Annotated in this window: 20 protein-coding genes; 13 read left to right on the top strand and 7 right to left on the bottom strand. The window is 38.7% G+C overall.

The annotated features are described in order from the left end of the window. Positions 1 to 99: 99 nt before the first annotated feature. The gene (locus tag AC2VNP_RS19585; RefSeq protein ID WP_486918957.1) at positions 100 to 546 is read right to left on the bottom strand and encodes a DUF2512 family protein; all 447 of its coding nucleotides are present in this window, start codon (positions 544 to 546) and stop codon (positions 100 to 102) included. A gap of 210 nt (positions 547 to 756) precedes the next feature. Between AC2VNP_RS19585 and AC2VNP_RS19580 the strand changes: the two genes are divergently transcribed. The 4 genes from AC2VNP_RS19580 (at position 757) to AC2VNP_RS19565 (ending at position 2,900) form a co-directional block, all read left to right on the top strand. Further along, a complete protein-coding gene (locus AC2VNP_RS19580; RefSeq protein ID WP_486918956.1) occupies positions 757 to 1,119 on the top strand; it encodes an HIT family protein in 363 nt (120 codons plus the stop codon). Between the two features lie 602 nt (positions 1,120 to 1,721). Then, positions 1,722 to 1,985: a hypothetical protein gene (locus AC2VNP_RS19575; protein ID WP_486918955.1), complete on the top strand. Its 264-nt coding sequence runs from the start codon at positions 1,722 to 1,724 to the stop codon at positions 1,983 to 1,985. Position 1,986: 1 nt separating this feature from the next. Continuing rightward, complete coding sequence (locus AC2VNP_RS19570; RefSeq protein WP_486918954.1) at positions 1,987 to 2,244, top strand: hypothetical protein; 258 nt, start codon at positions 1,987 to 1,989, stop codon at positions 2,242 to 2,244. 500 nt (positions 2,245 to 2,744) lie between these two features. Further along, entirely contained in the window at positions 2,745 to 2,900 is a 156-nt protein-coding gene (locus AC2VNP_RS19565) for a hypothetical protein (RefSeq protein WP_486918953.1), read from the top strand. Positions 2,901 to 3,222: 322 nt separating this feature from the next. On the opposite strand, the gene AC2VNP_RS19560 is transcribed toward AC2VNP_RS19565, so the two are convergent. Next, a complete protein-coding gene (locus AC2VNP_RS19560; protein WP_486918952.1) occupies positions 3,223 to 4,524 on the bottom strand; it encodes a DUF4179 domain-containing protein in 1,302 nt (433 codons plus the stop codon). Beyond that, positions 4,500 to 5,039, bottom strand: coding sequence for a sigma-70 family RNA polymerase sigma factor (locus tag AC2VNP_RS19555; protein WP_486918951.1), 540 nt, complete (start codon positions 5,037 to 5,039; stop codon positions 4,500 to 4,502). Before AC2VNP_RS19555 ends, AC2VNP_RS19560 begins: the two co-directional genes overlap by 25 nt. Before the next feature lie 282 nt (positions 5,040 to 5,321). On the opposite strand from AC2VNP_RS19555, the gene AC2VNP_RS19550 reads away from it, so the two are divergent. Beyond that, entirely contained in the window at positions 5,322 to 5,816 is a 495-nt protein-coding gene (locus AC2VNP_RS19550; protein ID WP_486918950.1) for a COG2426 family protein, read from the top strand. 162 nt (positions 5,817 to 5,978) lie between these two features. Here AC2VNP_RS19550 and AC2VNP_RS19545 read toward each other — a convergent pair whose 3' ends face one another. Continuing rightward, positions 5,979 to 7,223 (bottom strand): S8 family serine peptidase, encoded by a 1,245-nt coding sequence (locus tag AC2VNP_RS19545; protein ID WP_486918949.1) that lies wholly within the window; start codon positions 7,221 to 7,223, stop codon positions 5,979 to 5,981. Positions 7,224 to 7,575: 352 nt separating this feature from the next. Here AC2VNP_RS19545 and AC2VNP_RS19540 point away from each other — a divergent pair, with 352 nt between their 5' ends. From AC2VNP_RS19540 to AC2VNP_RS19530, 3 genes are all read left to right on the top strand, one after another. Then, a complete protein-coding gene (locus AC2VNP_RS19540) occupies positions 7,576 to 7,812 on the top strand; it encodes a DUF3953 domain-containing protein (protein ID WP_486918948.1) in 237 nt (78 codons plus the stop codon). Between the two features lie 471 nt (positions 7,813 to 8,283). Further along, entirely contained in the window at positions 8,284 to 8,847 is a 564-nt protein-coding gene (locus AC2VNP_RS19535) for a hypothetical protein (RefSeq protein WP_486918947.1), read from the top strand. 100 nt (positions 8,848 to 8,947) lie between these two features. Further along, positions 8,948 to 9,919 carry an aldo/keto reductase gene (locus AC2VNP_RS19530; protein WP_486918946.1) on the top strand — a complete coding sequence of 324 codons (972 nt, stop codon included), beginning with the start codon at positions 8,948 to 8,950 and terminating at the stop codon, positions 9,917 to 9,919. Positions 9,920 to 9,965: 46 nt separating this feature from the next. Here AC2VNP_RS19530 and AC2VNP_RS19525 read toward each other — a convergent pair whose 3' ends face one another. Continuing rightward, entirely contained in the window at positions 9,966 to 11,396 is a 1,431-nt protein-coding gene (locus tag AC2VNP_RS19525) for a sigma-54 interaction domain-containing protein (RefSeq protein WP_486918945.1), read from the bottom strand. A gap of 203 nt (positions 11,397 to 11,599) precedes the next feature. Here AC2VNP_RS19525 and AC2VNP_RS19520 point away from each other — a divergent pair, with 203 nt between their 5' ends. The 5 genes from AC2VNP_RS19520 (at position 11,600) to rocF (ending at position 17,355) form a co-directional block, all read left to right on the top strand. Further along, on the top strand, positions 11,600 to 11,851 hold the full coding sequence (locus AC2VNP_RS19520; RefSeq protein ID WP_486918944.1) for a biotin/lipoyl attachment domain-containing protein: 252 nt from the start codon (positions 11,600 to 11,602) through the stop codon (positions 11,849 to 11,851). A gap of 244 nt (positions 11,852 to 12,095) precedes the next feature. Then, on the top strand, positions 12,096 to 13,640 hold the full coding sequence (gene pruA / locus AC2VNP_RS19515; protein WP_486918943.1) for an L-glutamate gamma-semialdehyde dehydrogenase: 1,545 nt from the start codon (positions 12,096 to 12,098) through the stop codon (positions 13,638 to 13,640). Between the two features lie 17 nt (positions 13,641 to 13,657). Then, a complete protein-coding gene (locus AC2VNP_RS19510) occupies positions 13,658 to 14,851 on the top strand; it encodes an ornithine--oxo-acid transaminase (RefSeq protein WP_486918942.1) in 1,194 nt (397 codons plus the stop codon). A 27-nt stretch (positions 14,852 to 14,878) separates the two neighbouring features. Next, positions 14,879 to 16,165, top strand: coding sequence for a Glu/Leu/Phe/Val family dehydrogenase (locus tag AC2VNP_RS19505; RefSeq protein ID WP_486918941.1), 1,287 nt, complete (start codon positions 14,879 to 14,881; stop codon positions 16,163 to 16,165). A 290-nt stretch (positions 16,166 to 16,455) separates the two neighbouring features. Then, on the top strand, positions 16,456 to 17,355 hold the full coding sequence (gene rocF, locus AC2VNP_RS19500) for an arginase (protein WP_486918940.1): 900 nt from the start codon (positions 16,456 to 16,458) through the stop codon (positions 17,353 to 17,355). Between the two features lie 218 nt (positions 17,356 to 17,573). Here the strand turns inward: rocF and iadA are convergent, their stop codons facing one another. Together iadA and yfcC are read right to left on the bottom strand one after the other, a co-directional pair. Further along, the gene (gene iadA / locus AC2VNP_RS19495; protein ID WP_486918939.1) at positions 17,574 to 18,746 is read right to left on the bottom strand and encodes a beta-aspartyl-peptidase; all 1,173 of its coding nucleotides are present in this window, start codon (positions 18,744 to 18,746) and stop codon (positions 17,574 to 17,576) included. A gap of 30 nt (positions 18,747 to 18,776) precedes the next feature. After that, positions 18,777 to 20,282 (bottom strand): putative basic amino acid antiporter YfcC, encoded by a 1,506-nt coding sequence (yfcC, locus tag AC2VNP_RS19490; RefSeq protein WP_486918967.1) that lies wholly within the window; start codon positions 20,280 to 20,282, stop codon positions 18,777 to 18,779. Between the last annotated feature and the right edge of the window lie 724 nt (positions 20,283 to 21,006).

The raw sequence follows: 21,006 nt of genomic DNA, 5'->3' as shown, positions 1-21,006 counted from the left end.
TATCGTGAACGAATTATTCGTTTTTTAGATGGTATTGGTAAGTAAAAACGCTGAAAGCTGGAGAATGTATTTCTCTCCAGCTTTTTATTACGCATAAGATTATTTGTCCTCTTCGTTTTCTTTTAGTGAATGGATATCTTCTTCTTCAGCGATTTCTGTTTGTAAATTAGGGCGGGTTGGAATTACCGCTGTATCTTCGAGCTCCCCAATAAAAACGTACATCCCTAAATATTTATGAAAAAACCATTCGCCGGCACCGATGCCAATCGCTGAAATAATCGATGATCCTAGAAGGGGAACCGGAGCAAACGTCCAAGTGACTAAAAAGATAATGATAAAAGCAACGGCTGTATCGATTAGACTAGTGAGAATGTTATTAATTCGCGGCAGTGCTCGCAAGTCAATCACATAATAAGAAAACAACGTATAGGTAATTGAAATAATCATCACATAGCCGATGGGAACACTTACACCTAATGTTAATACGAAAAATAATAATAGCGTGGTAACTAAAAATTTGATCAGTAACGGACGAGCGTGTTTCATCGCAAAAAATCCTTTCTATTTGATGACTTTGTTTCTTGTACTATGCCCATGAATACAGAGTGCTATTCAATCATATTAGTTAATTATAATATTATTATGTAAACTAAAAAGGTGATGTAAAAAATCTGACGTGATATGAACCAAAATCAATTATAATTTAATCTATCTTTTTTTCTAAATTATTCTTTTATCCTACTTGGAGGTCTGCTGATGGAGTGTCCATTTTGTAATCCAGAAAACATTGTCATATCCAATGAACTTGCCTTTGCTATTTTTGATAAATATCCTGTTACGGAAGGTCATCTATTGATCATTCCAAAGCGACATGTCAGTGACTTTTTTGACACTAGCCTTGATGAGAGAGCAGCAATCAATCAGCTCTTAGAAGATGGAAAAGCATTACTTGAAGAACAGTATCAACCGGATGGTTATAATATTGGAATCAATTGTGGTGAACCAAGCGGACAAACGATTTTCCACGTTCATGTCCATTTAATTCCGCGGTATAAAGGAGATATGGAAAACCCAAGAGGCGGAGTGAGAGGGGTTATCCCAGAGAAGAGAATGTATTAATGAAGGAATTTCGTTCACGTTTTCTCCTAGTTTTTCCCTCTACCGCTCACGATTCCGCGCCTTTCGTTCACGCTTCCTCCTAATTATTCCCTCCATCGCTCACGAATCAGCGCTTTTCGTTCATGCTTTCTCCTAATTATTCCCTCTACCGCTCACGATTCCGCGCCTTTCGTTCACGCTTCCTCCTAATTATTACTTCCACCGCTCACGAATCAGCGCTTTTCGTTCACGCTTCCTCCTAATTTTTCCCTCCATCGCTCACGAATCAGCGCTTTTCGTTAGCGCTTTCTCCTAGTTTTTCCCTCTACCGCTCACGATTCCGCGCCTTTCGTTCACGCTTCCTCCTAATTATTCCCTCCACCGCTCACGAATCAGCGCTTTTTGTTCACGCTTTCTCCTAATTATTCCCTCCAACGCTCACGAATCAGCGCTTTTCGTTCACGCTTTCTCCTAATTTTTCCCTCTACTGCTAACCTAGTGAAGCAACGCGTTCCTGTTATCAATGGCAGGAACGTTTTTTGATGAGAGAAGGGAGATAGGATATAAATGTTATTGATTTTGCAAGGCCGCTGCTTGGTATTCCACGCCAATTGCAAGAAGCCTTGAATGAACCAAAGCGGTATCGAGAATGGCAAGAAAGAAAAGACCGAACGGAGAGAACCATTTCTTACTACCAATCAAAGAAGCGAGATGCCTTTCTTTTTATGTTACTTACTTCAATTGCCAGCTACGTATCGTTCTTATTGAATGAGCTTGAACTTGCATACGGAAGTGTAGCTGTTTTTACTATCAGCTTTCTTTTTTATCTACGTTCAACTCTAGTGTATCGCCGATTAGTAAATCAATTATCTCGAAAGGATGAGTAATGTGTCAGAAGCAAAAGTACAAAAAGAAGCTGCTGAGGAATTTGGATCGTACGAAGTGAAGTTTGAGGGGCTCGAAGATGGATATCGAGTGACCGTACGGGGCGACAAAGAAAAAGTAAAATCACAACGACGCGTCGAGGCATCCTTTATCAACTTTCTTCGTCAAGCTGAAAAAGCGGGTTGGCCCATCCCGTTCCCATTTCGATTGTTGCTGAAGTTCTGGGGAAATTACAATTCGAAAGGTATAAAGGGAGCATAATCTAAACAAAAAAACGATCAGCAAGAATCAAGTGCCAGCCGTTCATGGTGCATAAGCAGAAACGATACTAAAGAAGAAAAAAAATGATAATAAATGACACAAACGAAATGAGTAGTGAGATGAACCCGACTCTTCTTTTCTCTTTGTCGGGGTCACTGATCCAAAAGGCAAAAAACACTAAGCCAACAAATGGAAAGATGGATATTAAATAGCACAGCCATTTTTTAGACGGTGTCAATCGATCAGCTCCTTAAAATATTTTTTTGATTTCGATTTATGAGAGTTTTTCTAACAATGGATTACCATCAAACACGAGTAGCATGTTTCAATAAATAATATTATGTACTGTTACAAGTGTTTTATAAATAACATAGGTCATTCCCTTTAGCTCCCATTCACACAAAAAAATCTTCCGTAACGTAGCACAGTACAACTTTCTTCTCGAATATCCTAAACATACAACTGCTTTTAATCTTAAAACAGAAAGGAAGAGGTTGTATATGGAGAAGAAATTCATTAAAAAACTTATTAAAAAAGTCCGTAAGAAGCAAGAAAGGAAATATAAGATCACACTGAAACGGCTAGAAGAATTTAAGGCGAATAATGGTTCAAAAGTCAACGAACCATCATACATGAGCAGGAGAGGGAATGACTAATTGGTAAAGGGGTTGACCCTTCTCGATCCAACTGGATACTACACAAAAGATCGAGAGCGCAAAGGCTGGAGTGATTGGTATTTATTCGAGCGAAGTTGTATATGGATTAAAATTAGTGAGGAAATAATGAGCGTTCCTGTCGCCTTTGACAGGGGCGTTTTTTGTTGTACCCGAAAAATAAGCATATATGTCCAATAAAGGGGTTGAAAGAGAGAAAGGATGAGTGCCGAATATGAGGATACAGTAAATAGTCTCGTAATAAAGCTGAAAAAGTATAGAGGAAGGAGGTTAGACACCTAGTTCCTCTATACTTTTTTAAAAGTTATCTGTCTAAATCTATTTTTATTTCTAATTCTTCCAAGAAGTTAGGAGCATTCAAACTAATTGTAGTAAAGTATAACTCCTCTAACGGTACTGTCGTTTCAAAGGAAGATTGATATTGATGGGTCGTTCCGTCGACGCGAAGTGCGGGTTTTAAACTGTAGTAACGATTTCCGTCTCCGTCTTCTAGCCAGATAGCATTGGCTTGACGATAGGCATCCAATCCGCTCACCTCGTAAGTTAATGTATAGACATCATCACTTTTTTTAACATTTAAGAAACTGATTTCACCCATTTCTCCTTGGGAAAGTATAAGTTCCTCGTTCATCCATTTTTTCCTGATGCTCTTAGGAACGGTTTCTTTAAAGTCACCAAGGTACGGACGAATCGTAATCGAGCTCGGTACAACATCAAGTGGTTCAAAATACTGTTCAAATGTATGGATGACTTTACCATTTTCGGGTCCCCCGCCGCCACCACCTCCACTAAATGGTTGCAGTACACGACCTTGATCATCTGTCACAAGATAATCTAGCAACATAAAGCGATCATCGAAGAAATCTTCTTCGTCCATAATTAACCGTAAACTCAATTGTGTAGAAGTAGGAAAGAATGTAACTTTATCATATACAATTGCTAATCCGTCTGTTACTCTTTTTTGATTGACTAGAACTGATTTTTGTTCTCCCTGCTTTTCTACGGGTAGTTGTACAAACCATGAACGCCCTTCATGTGGACGGATGCCAAGTAAAAACGAATCTGGTACTTCTTCACTTAACCTGATACTTACAGCCCCAGCATACAAACCTTCTTCTATTTCTTCTTCATGACCACCCATTCCGTAGCCACCTGAAGGTTTTCCATTGATCAGTAAGTCAAATGTCCCTAAAAATTGAGGAGGTTGGGCTGGGTTTGTCATTTCAAGAATATAGCCGAGGTGGATCTCACCGCCATCATAAAGTGTCTCTGTGAAGGTAACGAGATGGCCATCAAATTCAATTTGCTCACCTAGAGAGGTCGCTAAACCATCATCAGCGCCTTTTTTCATGCCGATATTACCGACAAATTCAAATGCAGAGCCAAAAACAGGGAGCTTTTTCATAGTCTCGGCAATCGTTGGAGATAAAAATGGTAAACTCGTTGTCACAATCAAGGCTAGAACTGCTGCAGTTAAACCGAAAATGAATTTCGGACGTCGTTTTTTTCGTGGTAGTTGTTGCAAGGTTGCTGAAATACGTTGTTCGACTTCAGTTGGCAGGGAGGTATTCACGTCAATTTTTAGTTGCTGTTCCCATTTTTCCATGTTAAACCCTCCTCATGTTTTACTAGGTGTTGACGGACTTTTTCCCGCGCCCTGCGTAATTTAGTTTTAATCGTATTTTCAGGTGTTTCATAGATTTGAGAAATTTCTTGAATTGAAAGATCTTCAATATGAAACAGTTTTAAAAGTTGACTCTGTTCACTTGGAAGAGTGTCGAGCATTTCCTGGATTTCAATTTTTTCGTAACCTTTATCATCGGAAAAGGGCTCAACAAAATGGTCAAATGACGTAAGGTTTCTTCTTTTTCTGTGCAGTTGATGACATTCATTCATTAAAATGCGGATCAACCATGATTTAAAAAAAGTAGGTTCTCGCAACGTATGGATGCTTTGGAAGGCTTTTAATATCGCTTCTTGCATCGCATCGGCACAATCTTCATCTCGTGAAAGTATCGTTTTTGCAACGCGATACATCGTTAATTTATGAATAAGGATAAGTTGCTCGAATGAGTCAACATCGCCTTTTTTTGCTTTTTTGACGATCTTTATTTGCTCCACGAATCGTGCTCCTTTCGTGATGTACTATCTGTTAGATACATAAGTGACGGGGGAAGTTTCAACAAAATAATGTTTTTCTTTAAAAAGTAGATAATTATGTAAAAAAGATATGTAGTTATTGACCATCTTGCTATTATACAAGATTAGTAGGGGAGATAGGAAAATATTGTAATGAAAATGGAAGGTGAAAAAATCAAACAGGGAGTAAGTCCAATTCAAAAGGAAGATATGATAAGATGAATAAAAGTATAAATCTTACCAATTATGGAGGAAGTTGTTTGAGTGGATAATTTTAAGAAAGCCATACAAGAGGGACTCATTGAACATTTAAGTTTTTTACCACCAGAAGCTATTATCGTTATTATTTCAGCATTGCCGATTATTGAATTACGGGGTGGGTTGCCGGCAGGAGCATTTTTAGACTTATCATTTCAATCAGCGCTCGTATACAGCATATTAGGAAACCTTCTTCCGATAGCACCGATTTTATTACTGTTCCGACCGATAAGTAAGTGGTTGGTCAGGTTTAACTTCTACGATCGTTTCTATCATTGGTTATATCAGAGGACGATAAGTAAAAGTCGTAAATTAGAAAAGTACGGAGCCTTTGGGTTAGTTTTATTTACAGCGGTTCCGTTTCCAACCACTGGGGCGTATAGTGCATGCTTAGCAGCAATCTTGTTTTTTATTCCATTTCGAGTTGCCTTTCTATCGATTAGTTTTGGGGTCTTGGTTTCTGCGGTAATTATGGGGATCATTACATATCCATTGTATTAAGTAAAATCTTGTTGGACATTGTAAACTTAATTCACCGCCTAATAGTCTTGTTAGTTTATTTAGTAGGAAGTTAGTGCAAGTAATGAAATTTATTCTCCTAAAAGCTATAAAAAAGGCTGCCTCATCACGATCCAATGATCGGTGGGCAGCCTCTTTGATTATCTATCTTTGTAACGCATTATAAACGTTAACAATCCCATGACCAAAATGTTGACGGCTTGTTCCTTTGCTGCCACCGTCAGCTGTTTGCTGAAGTAAAGCTCTAATTTGAGCTGGTTTCATATCAGGGTTTTGTGCTTTCACAACTCCGATCGCAGCAGCTACTTTTGGAGCAGCCATACTTGTACCGATCATATAGCCGTATCCACCTGAGACTGTTGATAATGTAGAATGTTCGCGATCTCCACCAGGAGCAGCAAGATCAACATTACCGTAGTTAGAGTAAAAAGCGAGCTCATCGTTAATTGTAGATGAAGAAACACTGATGACCCAAGGGATATCTGAGAATGTGTCATGTAACGGTCCAGACCACTGTGCACCTTCTCCAGGAACCGTATGCATTTTCTTGCCTAAGTCAATTGCGTTGTTTCCGTTTGCCCCAACAATAAACATATCTTTGCTTTGCGCATATCTAACCGCACGAGAAGCTGTTAGGTGAAGTGTCCTTTGTTGTTCATCGTTCATGATACTGTACGTACCTAAACTTAAGTTCGCCACATCGACACCATCATCTGCAGCAGTTGTGATCCCAGCTAAAATACTTGTCCAGTTTGAAACGCGGTAGGAAGCAATGGCTAACTCAGGACCAACGCCCATTACTCTTCCATTGGCTGCAATTGTACCAGCAACATGTGTACCGTGATTTCCTCTAAAAGAATTATCAGCAGTGCCTGGAACGAATGATTTTGCATATAATAGGTTTCTTTGTAAATCTGGATGTGTTGTATCCACACCACTATCGATGATTGCTACTAAAACATCATGATTTCCTGGCTGAATGTCCCAAGATTTCCCTTCATTTGTTACTCGTTTAATATCCCATTGATATTCTTCATACAAATCAGCACTACTTGTGTCTACACGTAAGCCCTCGTCAAAACGGTAAGCAAACTCAAATTCTGTTTCAGGGGAACGAATTTCAACATCTTCAGATATTGCTGCAATTCCAGAGTGACTCCCAGCCCAAGCTCTAAACTCAGGGTTTGAAGACCTTACATTGACAACCCCAATTTGCGGTACTTCTTGAATAATTTCAGCCCCAAAACCTTCCATTTGTGTGATGAGACTTTGCGGGATAGATGAACTAGAAAACGTAACGATATAGTCCGTTTTTTCCGCTGCCATTGCCCCAGAGCCCCCAAGTGCAAGTAAACCTGCTAATGATAATCCAGCTAACCACTTCTTCATAAATGACCTCCATAAAGTTACAAATTTTTTAAGAACTTGCTAGAGGTATATTCGTGTTGCGAAATAGTTTCCCTTTAGAAATATATCATTTTTTGAAAAATGAGAAAATAGTATATTAAGATACTAGTAGATATTTAGTGTTCCGAAAAAACTAACTACATCATCGTACCTAAAAATATCAAAAATGACTGTATGTGAGAGTAGGGTAAATGTACTGTATAAAATTCAGTTTAAAAAATTGAGGTTGAGAAGGAACTGCTTAATCTCGTATCTGTCATAAACCTTATTTCATACCAATATATATCTATTAAATAGGATAAAAAAGTTGTGAACTAGTGGTAGGAGGTAGAGTATGCTAAAAAGACTTAGATTGGTCTCATCTATTATCGTAACAGCATTAGCCCTATTTAGTATCATCACAGGAAACATGGCGACTTCACCTTATTTATTATTGTTTCTATCAATAGCGATTATGTTGACAGGAATTCTTGAACTGCAAAGAGATAGAAAAGCATTTTGGGGATATATGAGCATCGGGGTATCTTTATTTGTTCTTCTAGTTTCTATTCAAGGGTTTTTACTGAGTTAAAATCTAATATAGAAAGGAGTTGTTGGTTAAGCAGCTCCTTTTTCTGTTGGAAAGAAGTCGTAAAGTAAAATTTCAACTGCATGTTATAATATTGGTAGTTATTGAAAACGTTTGCGATATCTCGGTTTAGAAGGAAATACTACTAGTTTAGTAATGAGAGATCAACTGCAACAATATTGGGGGATTGTATGGTAAAGCACTCATTCAAATACGCTATCAATATTGGCATTGGATATTTTATCGGTACGGTGTTAGCAAGCCTGCTGTTTAAAGGTACGGTTTGGTATGGCGTTTTGAGTGGTATAGTAGGTTTTTGCATCATATTAATTGTCTCTACTATATTTAGACGAAGGAAAAACAGTAACTCAAATCGAACTAAATAAAGGGGAACCCCTAGAGGTAAAACAAAAAATGTCAGCAACTACGAATATAGTACTCTAGTATTTTATATTTGATATGAAGGTGAAGGATATGGATTTTAATTATATAGTAAGCGGAACTGGCTGGGCCACGTGTACCCTCGAACTGAATTCGCAAAAGCTAGAGTTTACCGCGAGTTATATTACCAACTGTTTGGATGATTTTTTAGTCGCATTAATGGAGTTAAACTCAGAGTGTGTCCCTAAAAGAGAAGTAAAGAACATCAGCAGCTGTCAATGGGACGGTGAACCAGATGGGGTAGTCTGGACCTTTGAATTAAAAGAGAAGCGCCTATTGTCTATAAAAGTAGAATACTATGAGGATTTAAGCTATAAAAACAAGTCTGAAATATGGATGGATACCGAATGTTCCTATGATGAGTTTTTAAAGTGCGTGATCAAAGAAGTAGATTCATTGATTAAGAGACAAGGAATCGTAGGTTACCGTACCGATTGGGATGATTGTGATTTTACGTTAAGTACATTTTTACGGTTAAAGCACTCGATCGTTTCACAGGAAAAATACCCAGTGGAAGAAGTAACGGGTGATGTGGACTTGGAAACCAGGAGTAATCTGAAGTATGAGTTGGAGTTGTTATTAAAGGATATCGATTAAATAGTAATGTAAAGTTTTAATTTATCATTCGGTTTTAATAGTATTGTGTATTTTTATATAATCAACGTGAAGTTACAACTAAATAATTGGAGGGGTAACGATGGAGTATCGTACAGTTGGAAAAACAGGAATTAAAGTGTCAAGCTTATGCTTTGGGACAATGTCTTTTGGTGGAAATGCGGATCGAGAAACGTCTAAAGCGATGTTTAAGCGGACACGTGAGGCAGGCATTAATTTTTATGATTGTGCGAATATGTATAGTAACGGAGTCGCCGAAGAAATCCTAGGGGAATGTATTGAAGATTGTCGAGATGACATTGTACTAGCATCCAAAGTCTATTTTCCAACGGGTACCGATGTAAATGCAAGAGGGTTGTCACGTCGCCATATCATGTTAGAAGTGGAAAATACGCTACGACGGTTAAAAACCGATCGACTTGATTTTTACTTTGTACATAAATTTGATGAAGATACACCGATGGAAGAAACCCTTCGTGCATTAGATGATCTTCAAGCTCAGGGAAAGATCCTTTATCCAGCGGTAAGTAACTGGGCAGCGTGGCAAATCGCGAAGGCGCTCGGTATTTCAGCCAAGGAACAATTGGCACGGTTTGAGTTAATTCAACCGATGTACAATCTCGTTAAACGTCAATCAGAAGTTGAAATTTTACCACTTGCTCAGTCCGAACAATTGGGCGTCATTACCTACAGTCCATTAGGGGGCGGACTATTAACTGGGAAATATAGTGTGAATAGTAAGCCGGAGCAAGGTCGGTTAGTCGAACAAGAGATGTATACCAATCGTTATAGTGATCAAATGAATTTTGAAGTAGCAGAACGATTTACTGCGCACGCGAACGAACAAGGAATTCATCCAGCTACGCTTGCGGTGTCATGGGTGATGGCACATCCGGCAGTAACAGCACCAATTATCGGCGCTAGAAATGTAGAACAGCTCGAATATTCGTTAGCGGCTTTAGATGTGAACATGACGAAGGAGTGGCGTGATGAAATTTCTAGTCTATCAAACACACCACCACCGGCAACCGATCGTACGGAAGAAGTAAATTAAGTCCAAAAAACCATTAGGATCCGTCCTAATGGTTTTTATATGATAATTAGTTATCTTCTAAGCGCTTCATTCTATATTGAAGACTTTGTCTACTGAGTCCGAGTTCTTTAGCGGCGTTTGTTACGTGAAACTTGTGTTTCTCAAGTGCTTTATTAATATAGTAATTCTCGGCTTCTAACAAGAAATCTTTAAGATTTCGTAACGGTTGTTGTTTATCGTTAGGTGTAAACTGATGAACACCAATGATCGACTGTTCATTTGGGTATGTATCATAAGACTTGCTCACAGACTTATTACGAAAATTATAAGGTAAATGGGAAATTTCAATTACCTCTTCATCTATCATCAGATTTATAGCTCCTTCAATGACATGTTCGAGCTCTCTTATATTTCCTGGCCAATCATAATTGGTTAAAAGAGATGACACTTCCTCAGAAACGCCTTTGATATTCATTTGAAACATATGGTTATATTTTTTAATAAAGAAATCAATGAGTTGAATAATATCTTCTTTTCGTTCACGAAGGGGAGGAATAAAAAGCGATACTACACTTAGTCGATAAAAGAGATCCTTGCGTAATCGATGATTCGAAATCGCCTCAATCGGGTCTTCATTAATGGTTGAGATAACCCGAACATTTATTTTTCGGTCAACAGTATCTCCGACTCTTCGGATTGATTTTTCCTGTATAGCCCTTAATAATTTAGCTTGCAGCATAGGACTTAGAGAGTTAATTTCATCAAGTAAAAGGGTTCCGCCTTCCGCTTGCTCAAATAATCCCGGACGATCAATCGCTCCGGTGAATGCGCCTTTTTTCGTACCAAATAGTAGACTTTCTATTAAGTTATCAGGAATTGCCGCGCAGTTTTGAGAGATAAACGGTGAAGATGAACGATCACTTCCATTATGGATACTTTGAGCAAATAATTCTTTACCAGTTCCGGTTTCTCCAACGATAAGTACGGAAGAAGCTGTACGTGTTGCTCGCTTTGTGTTTTCAATGACTTCTTTAATCGCCAAACTACATCCAATAATGTTGTCAAAAGAATAACGCGTATTAACGTTAATCCCCATATTTTTTCTGACTAACCGTTCTATCACAGTAACATCTTTAGCAATTTCAATGGCTCCTATAGCAGTTTCGCCATCATAAACAGGGAATGTATTATTAATAGTCGTTATTTCCTTTCCTTTGTTGTTATAGTAAGTCTGCTTCTGATTTTTTACTTCTTTTTTATGGTGTAAGGCGTTCAGCAAAGTACTTCCTTGTCCATCCTCAAACATAAATACATCTTGAAAATTTTTATCAATTACTTCTTCCTTTCTCATCGACTCAATTTCCATCATTTTGTCATTATAGATCATCGTTCTCCCTGTATGGTCAATGGCATGTACACCGACATCTATTTCATTAATTAACGTTTCATAGATTTTTTGAGTTTGCAGGAGTTTATCGATTGTTTGTCTATTAATCATTTCATCTATCCTTTCTATTCCACTTTTCTATTATATTAAAATTTTCAAATAAATTTAGCAAATATTTTTTTCGTATCAAAAAAATATTGCGAGAAAATGGACAAAAAAATTGTCACTGAAGTCTGTTATTTAAATAGTGAGAGTATTTTTAAAATTGGCACGCGAATTGCAATGTGATTAACAAATGAAAAGGAGGTTAGGAAATGAGGAGTTATCATATTGTTACAAGTGAATCAAATGGAGTTGTTGAAGAGGTCCTTGTCGATGAAGGGGAGTACGTCTATGAGTGGGAGCCGTTATTTCTTATTAAGTCTCAAAATGGGAACTTAAAAAAGGTCGAACTTGGAGTAAGCGGGAAGATCAATTCGATTAGAGTCTTACCAGGAGAAAAGATTTTATCGGATATGACGTTAGCGGTTGTAGAAGAAGATGATTTGCCAAGGGGGTGTGATTAAGAGGGGATCAATCAGGGGATTGTCCTTTCGCTAAAAATTTTTTCGTTATTATAAAAAATACTAAAGAAAGAAAAAAATATTTGCGAATTATATAGGGTAGCAAAATTTTCATGCCATTTTAACCTGTAAAGATTAGGGTGCAAGTAAGATTAAGAGAAAAATTAATGGTTTAAGTAGTTGGCATGGAATTTGCAATAGTTTGGGTGAGAAACAAAATTCATTAACTCAAAGGAGTAGATATAATATGTACCAAGATTATACGCATGAACCATTCACGGATTTTACATTAGAGAAAAATAGAGAGGAATTTCAAGTGGCTTTAAAGCAAGTTGAAGCAGAACTAGGTAAGGAGTATCCACTCATTATTGGAGGAGAGCGAATTACGACTGAAGCTAAGATTATTTCAGAGAACCCGTCAAATAAAGAACAGATTGTAGGATCGGTTTCTAAGGCCAATCAACATTTAGCTGAACAGGCGATGCAAGTTGCAGACAAAACGTTTAACACATGGAAAAAGTGGCGACCAGAAGTTCGAGCAGATATTTTATTTAGAGCAGCAGCCATTGTTCGCCGTAGAAAACATGAATTTTCTGCTTACCTTGTATATGAAGCAGGGAAGCCATGGAAAGAAGCAGATGCAGATACAGCAGAAGCGATTGACTTCTTAGAATACTATGGACGCCAAATGTTGGAACTAAAAAAGGGTTATCCAGTTAAAAGCCGCAAAATTGAAAAGAATAAATTAGCCTACATTCCGCTAGGCGTTGGTGTTGTAATTTCACCGTGGAACTTTGCATTTGCGATTATGGCAGGTATGACTTCAGCGGCACTTGTAGCAGGAAATACAGTTTTATTAAAACCGGCTAGTACAACGCCAGTAGTAGCCTATAAATTTATTGAAGTATTAGAGGAGGCAGGCCTTCCGGCGGGTGTTGTCAATTATATCCCGGGGAGTGGAGCGGAAGTTGGTGATTATTTAGTCGACCATCCTCGTACACGTTTTATTAGCTTTACTGGTTCACGTGAAGTTGGTATCCGTATTTATGAGCGAGCAGCGAAAGTGCATCCAGGGCAAATTTGGTTAAAGCGTGTCGTTGCAGAAATGGGAGGCAAGGACACAATTGTTGTTGATAACAGTGCAGACCTTGACCTTGCTGCACAATCGATTGTTCAATCTGCATTCGGCTTTTCAGGGCAGAAGTGTTCAGCTTGCTCAAGAGCAGTTATTCATGAGGATGTATACGATGAGGTATTAGATAAGTCGATTGCGTTAACGAAAGAAATAACGGTTGGTAATCCAGTTCATGATTCGTATATGGGTCCTGTAAATGATCAAGGTGCTTTTGATAAAGTGATGAGTTATATTGCAATTGGTAAAGAAGAGGGGCGCTTAGTAACTGGCGGAGAAGGCGATTTAACCAATGGATACTTTATTCAGCCAACCATCTTTGCTGATGTTGATGAAAATGCAAGATTAATGAAGGAAGAAATCTTTGGGCCTGTTGTTGCGTTTTGCAAGGTAAAAGATTTTGACCATGCTTTAGAAGTGGCTAATAACACAGAATACGGCTTAACAGGTGCAGTCATTTCAAATAAACGAGAGCATATCGAAAAAGCGCGTGAAGAATTCCATGTCGGAAACTTATACTTCAATCGCGGTTGCACAGGTGCGATTGTCGGCTACCATCCATTTGGCGGCTTTAACATGTCAGGTACAGACTCAAAAGCAGGAGGACCGGATTACTTATTACATTTCACACAAGGAAAATTAACAACAGAGCAACTTTAATCAAGGAGGTAAATGCAATGACGACTGTAACAGATACAATTATTGGAACAACTGAGAGATATGGTGCCAAAAACTATCACCCACTGCCGATTGTTATATCTAAGGGGAAGGGCGTTTGGGTGGAAGACCCAGAAGGTAATCGATACATGGATATGTTAAGTGCCTATTCGGCAGTAAATCAAGGGCATTGCCACCCAGAAATAATTCAGGCGCTAAAAGATCAGGCGGACAGGATCACCCTGACATCACGAGCATTCCACAATGACCAATTGGCACCATTTTATGAAAAAATCTCAAAGTTAACAGGAAAAAGCAGGCTGCTCCCGATGAATACTGGAGCAGAAGCGGTCGAAACAGCTGTAAAAGCTGTTCGCCGCTGGGCTTATGATGTAAAGGGTGTTCCTGTCAATGGAGCTGAGATCATTGTTTGTGAAAATAATTTTCACGGACGTACAATGACAGCGGTTTCACTTTCTTCAAATGAAGAGTATAAGAGAGGTTTTGGTCCGATGCTGCCAGGAATTAAGGTCATCCCGTACGGTGATTTAGATGCCCTGGCACATGCCATTACACCAAATACTGCGGCATTCATGCTTGAACCTATTCAAGGAGAAGCGGGAATTATCGTCCCCCCTAAAGGATTTCTAAAAGCAGCCTATGAACTATGTCAAAGAGAGAAAGTGTTATTTGTTGCCGATGAAATACAAACGGGTCTCGGACGAACAGGTAAAATGTTTGCCTGTGACTGGGAAGATGTTATTCCTGATATGTATATCCTAGGTAAAGCACTCGGAGCCGGTGTTATGCCAATATCCGTTGTCGCTGCCAATGATGATATTCTTGGTGTATTTGAACCAGGTTCACACGGTTCGACATTTGGCGGAAACCCGCTTGCTTGTGCAGTTTCAATTGCGGCTATAGACGTAATTCTAAAAGAGCAGCTCGTTAATCGTTCACAGCAACTAGGAACTTATTTTAAAGAAAAATTAAAAGAAATAAATAATCCATTGATAAAAGAAGTTCGTGGTAGAGGGTTATTTATAGGGCTTGAATTAACGGTACCTGCAAGGGAGTACTGTGAACAATTAAAACAAGTTGGATTGTTATGTAAAGAAACACATATCAATGTTATCCGTTTTGCACCGCCATTAGTCATGTCAATAGTTGATATGGACTGGGCCATTGACCGTATCAAAAGAGTATTAGCTTAATTACTTTAAAATAATGAGGTGGAAGGAATGGCAGTTAAAACTTCTGTAAGTCAACTACGTAATGAAAATTTGGATCAAAAAAAGAGTTTGCTAGACTCGACTCAGATTGTCATAAAAGAAGCGCTGTCTAAATTAGGTTATTCTAACGAAGTGTATGAATTGATGAAAGAACCTCTGCGAATGTTAACAGTTAGAATTCCTGTTCGAATGGATGATGGGAAAGTTAAAGTTTTTACCGCTTACCGTGCCCAGCATAGTGATGCTGTTGGACCAACAAAAGGGGGCGTTCGCTTCCATCCTGAAGTGACAGAAGAAGAAGTGAAAGCATTATCGATTTGGATGAGTTTAAAATGTGGAATATCAGATCTACCTTATGGTGGAGGTAAAGGTGGCATTGTGTGTGACCCTAGAGAAATGTCGATGCTTGAATTAGAGCGTTTAAGCAGAGGGTATGTAAGAGCGATCAGCCAGTTAGTAGGACCAACTAAAGACATTCCAGCACCAGATGTTTTTACAAATTCACAAATTATGGCGTGGATGATGGATGAGTATAGTCGCATCCGAGAATTCGATTCACCAGGATTTATTACGGGAAAGCCGCTAGTGCTTGGAGGTTCGCATGGACGTGAAACAGCTACTGCTCGCGGTGTCGTCATATGTATTGAAGAAGCGGCTAAGCGAGTAGGGATTGAGTTGCAAGGCGCTCGTGTTGTTGTTCAAGGCTTCGGGAATGCGGGTAGTTATCTAGCTCAATTCATGCATGAAGCTGGAGCGAAGGTTATTGGGATCTCAGATGCATACGGTGCTCTTTATGATGAGAGTGGGTTAGATATCCCTTATCTTTTAGATCGTCGAGACTCATTTGGAACCGTAACAAACCTCTTTAATAATACAATAACCAACAAAGAGCTGTTAGAACTGCCTTGTGACATTTTAGTTCCAGCTGCCATTTCTAATCAAATCACAGCGGAAAACGCAGAACAAATTAAAGCCAAGGTTATTGTTGAAGCTGCAAACGGACCTACAACTTTAGAAGCTACTAACATATTATCCGACCGAGGAATTTTGTTAGTGCCTGATGTATTAGCTAGTTCGGGTGGGGTGACCGTATCCTACTTTGAATGGGTACAAAACAATCTAGGGTATTATTGGTCAGGAGAAGAGGTTTCCAAAAAACTTTATGATGTGATGGTAAAATCATTTGATGATATTTTTAATACGGCGAGATTTCATAAAGTAAATATGCGGTTAGCGGCCTACATGGTTGGGGTTCGTAAAATGGCTGAAGCTTCGCGCTTCCGTGGTTGGGTGTAATCTATCTAGTATTCTATTTTTTTAAAATCTAATTCTCATCAAGGTTTTTTGTACGTATTTATAACTATATTTTATTTAGTACGCGTGCTTCTAGGGGGCTCAACTTTTGCCTTATGAATAAAACGGGCCCCGTATAACAATACATATTTTAGAAAGAACGTAAGATAAAAAATCATTTATGGCATTGAGTATTGATATACATATTCTATTCTAAAGCTGCTCTTAAATTGGCATGGTTTTTGCAATATGTATAGTGTAATAGATTTTCACAAATGAGAGGAGTTACTAACATGAAAAAGTTTCAAAAAGTTTCGGTAATCGGAGTACCGATGGATTTAGGGCAAAAAAGAAGGGGAGTAGATATGGGCCCTAGTGCCATGAGATATGCAGGGTTAATTGAAGAAATTCAGTCATTAGACTTTGAAGTAGAAGATTACGGCGACATTTATATCAACCGTCCTGGCTCTAGTAAACAAGATGGCCTAAGGAATTTAGAAGAAGTGATAAAAGCAAGCGAGGAACTGTGCAGAAAAGTATGTGAAATTGAGGCGGAACAAAGCTTCCCACTTATCTTAGGCGGTGACCACAGCATAAGTATTGGATCAATTGCTGGGATTAGCCAGCGACATAATAACCTTGGTGTGATATGGTATGATGCGCATCCGGATTTAAATACAGAAGAAACGTCTCCTTCTGGAAATATACATGGAATGCCCCTAGCAGTAAATCTTGGGATCGGTCATTCTAAACTAACTGAAATTGGAGGAATAGTACCAAAGGTAAAGCCTGAAAATATAGTTATTATTGGTGCTCGTTCTATAGATGAAGGGGAAAGAGAGTTAATTAAAGAACAAGGTATAAAAGTATTTACGATGCATGAAATTGATCGCATTGGGATGACTAAAGTCATTGAAGAAACCATCGGGCATTTTGCTGGCAGGACAGATGGGGTCCATTTAAGTTTTGACTTAGATGGAATTGACCCTATAGACGCTCCAGGTGTGGGTACACCTGTTTTAGGTGGAATTTCATATCGGGAAAGCCATTTAGCACTTGAGATGTTAGCGGAATCCGAATTAATCACATCTGCTGAGTTTGTAGAAATCAATCCTATCTTAGATAATAAAAATCAAACAGCTGATGTAGCCGTAGCTTTAGTTAGCTCTTTATTAGGTAAAAAATTATTATAAGTTGTGGTCTGCTTAACGGTACGAATTTATTCATAGAATGGGTTCGTACTATTTCTTGTTTTTTAAAAATAGTTTCGTAAACTAGGATAAAAGGAGTAACCAGTCTTGTGAAGGGAGATTTTTTTATAAGGCCAAATAGTATCACAAAGAAAAAAATCACCCTTTTACCTTAACTATGTAAAAGAGCGACCGTCATCATTGCTTATTATTTGATGTAGTTATTCAAAAGTTCCTTTCACAATTATTTTTCCTTCAGTCATCATTACTTGACCCTTGGCAATTACTGACTGGATTTTTAAGCTGTCCTTAGATAATAGTACAAGATCGGCATCTTTTCCTTCCTTAATATATCCTTTGCTCTCTAATCGAAGGATATCAGCAGGATTTGAGGTGATGACCCGGATAGCCGTATCTATTGGAACTTCCTCTAACAGAATAGCATCTCTAACTTCGTGAAATAGGCTTTCTACTTTTCCGATTTGCAAACCAATCAAGTTCCCTTCAGAGTCAAAGTCTGGTAAGCTGGCTTGACCGTCTGAAGTGAAAGTGATGTTTTCAATAGGTACTTCGGTTTCAATCATTATCTTTAAGCCTTTGCTGCATTTCACTTCATCTTCCATTAAAAATTTTTCAGTTGTGCTCGTAGTGAAATCTACATAACCGCCTTTTTTAGCATAATCGATGGCAGCTGTAAATAACGGTTCATTACGGTTAATATGAGTAGGTAAGAATTGTTTAATCGGGATATCTGTTTGTTCTGCGACTTGCTCTAATAAGCTGAGCTTACTAGGGCTGTCGCCAACGTGAATATTTACAATTCCGGATTTTCCGGACAGCATACCGCCAACCCGTGCGGCTGATGCAATCCTCGCCACTTCTTGAGCGGTAGGTTGTGAAGAGCGGTGATCTGCAATTGCGACTTCACCAACACCAATGATTTTATCAATTAAAATAATATCATCTTCAATGGCTCCAGTAAGAGTTTTGACAGGGATTTGATAGGATCCGGTTTGAACAAAACAGGTAATTCCTTCCTCATCTAATGCTCTTGCTTTAGCAATTAAATCTGGCATCGTCCTTGTTGTTCCATCGGTACCAATTACACCGATTACCGTAGTTACTCCGCCTTTAATCGTGTCCGTTAGTTGAAGCTCAGGGGTGCGAGTTTTATAACCGCCTTCACCGCCGCCTCCAATAATATGAACATGAGCGTCAATAAAACCAGGAGTAATCACTAATCCTGTAGCATCAATCACTTTTACATCAATAAAAGCTTCAGGTACTTCAATGGTATCTTGAATTGCGATAATCTTTGAATGAACAATCAGAATATCTTTTCTTCCAATATAGTCTGGTGTATACAGGTCCCCGTTTTTTATTAGTAGTAACAAGTGTATCCCTCCTCAATCTCCTCAATCTATTTAATTGAAGCCAATAAATGCTGCGCCAATAACAAATAAAGAACCAAAAATAAATAATAGAATTTGGAATTTAATCTGAAACCTTAACCATTTACTCCAATCGAGTCGTGCTACACCTAAAACTCCCATTAATGCCGCAGATGTCGGTACAATTAAGTTGGTGAACCCGTCACCTAATTGATAAGCAAGCACAGCCACTTGTCTGGTAACACCAGCCATATCTGCTAACGGAGCAAGGAGGGGCATTGTTAATGCGGCTTGCCCTGTACCTGAAACAACAAAGAAGTTAAACGTCGATTGGAAGACAAACATTAACCAAGCTGAAAATTCGGTTGGCAAACCGTTAAACAATTGACCCGTATGGAATAAAATCGTATTTAACACCGATGCTTGAGCAGGGTCATCACCACCGAGAATAATGACAATTCCTTTGGCCATCCCAACAATTAAAGCTGCAGGTAATAAATCTTTAGCACCGTTTTTAAAGCTGTGCGCAATGTCATTAACCCTCATCTGATTTAATTTAAAAATGACACCAATAACCCCTGCGACTAAGCCAATCGTAAAGAATTGAGTGGCGATCTCAGGAATGTAGTACGCGTGATTGACGACACCCCAAATGATCCAAGTGATACCTAGAGCTAAAGATAAGATGACTAGCCCATGCCCGACTGTGAAGTTTGCATTAATCTTTTCTTCACGAAAATCTTTTCTGAAGTGGTCATCAGACTCATAGGATAAAGATGATGTTGGATCTTTTTTAATTTTTGAAGCATACACCATCGTATAAATAATTCCTAGTAATGTAAAGAAAGCCCACATCGCAATACGAAAAGGAGATCCGCTTAATACAGGAACATCTGCAAGTCCTTGAGCGATTGCAACCCCAAAAGGATTCATCCAAGATGTCGCAAATCCAATTTGAGTCGCTACATATGTAATCATAATGCCTGTGATCGCATCATAACCTAAAGCAATCACGAGCGGAATGAGAATGAGAGCAAACGCAATCGCTTCTTCTCCCATACCAAAGACGGCTCCCCCTAATGAAAAACAAGTGAACATCACAGGTATGATCAACATTTCTCTTCCTTTTGTCCGCTTAATAACAGATAGAATTCCTTCTTCAACTGCCCCTGTTTTCATAATGACTCCAAATGAACCACCGATAATTAAGATAAAAGCAACGACACCAATAGCCGATCCCCATTTACTTCCGGAAACAAGGCCCTCAAAAAAATAATTCAAGAAACCTACACCGCCACCAGGTTCAAATAAACTCACTCCATCTTTCACCGGATTTCCGTCAGCATCAACTACAACAGAAAAACTTTCAGGATCCAATACAGTCCTTGTCGATTCAGTTCCTTGATATTCATATGTAACTTCCTTTGTTTCAAATTCACCTAGTGGTATAAGGTAGGTAAGTAATGCGGCCGCTACCACTACGAAGAAAATAATGACAAAGGTATCAGGTGTTTGAAAACGCTTTCTATTTTTTGGCATTTTCAATTAAATCACTTCCTTTCAAAAATAGATAAATTCTATACTAGTATTGCAAGAGTTGTGCCAATCGACAAAATAGGAGCAAAGCACCGAATTGTTAGTTAATAGTAATATTAAGGGTATGGTTAGTGGTTTTTTTTGGTTCTTTTGGTTGTTCATTTGGGTGTATAGGTTGTTTTATAACCCATATAAGTGGATCAGTATTTAGGATAAAAGAAAAAAGAGAGGAACTAGTTTTGAAAATGAACATAGGTTTTCAGAAGAACTTTTTAAAGCTTGTATCTCAAGTTCAAAGTCAAGAAGAATAATATTATAAGTTTCCACAAAAAACCATTAGTATTACAAAATATGGTACGATAAAAATAAATTTAACCCTTAGCTGGAGTTAACCAAGAATAGTGTGCGGTAGAGGGAAAAATTAGGAGAAAGCATGAACGAAACGGCGTGAATCGTGAGCGGTGGAGGAAAAATATAGGAGAAAGCGTGAATAAAACGGCGCGGATCGTGAGCGGTAGAGGGAAAGATTAGGAGAAAGCGTGAACGAAACGGCGCGAATCGTGAGCGGTAGAGGGAAAATTTAGGAGAAAGCGTGAACGAAACGGCGCGAATTGTGAGCGGTAGAGGGAGAAATTAGGAGAAAGCGTGAACGAAAAGCGCGTAATAGTGAGCGGTAGAGGAAAAAACTAGGAGAAGGCGTGAATGAAAGGCGCAGATTAGTGAGCGG

This window comes from Alkalihalobacterium sp. TH-98, assembly GCF_057473385.1.
The sequence above is the reverse complement of the archived record's forward strand: the minus strand, read 5'-3'. Positions and strand labels throughout refer to the sequence as shown.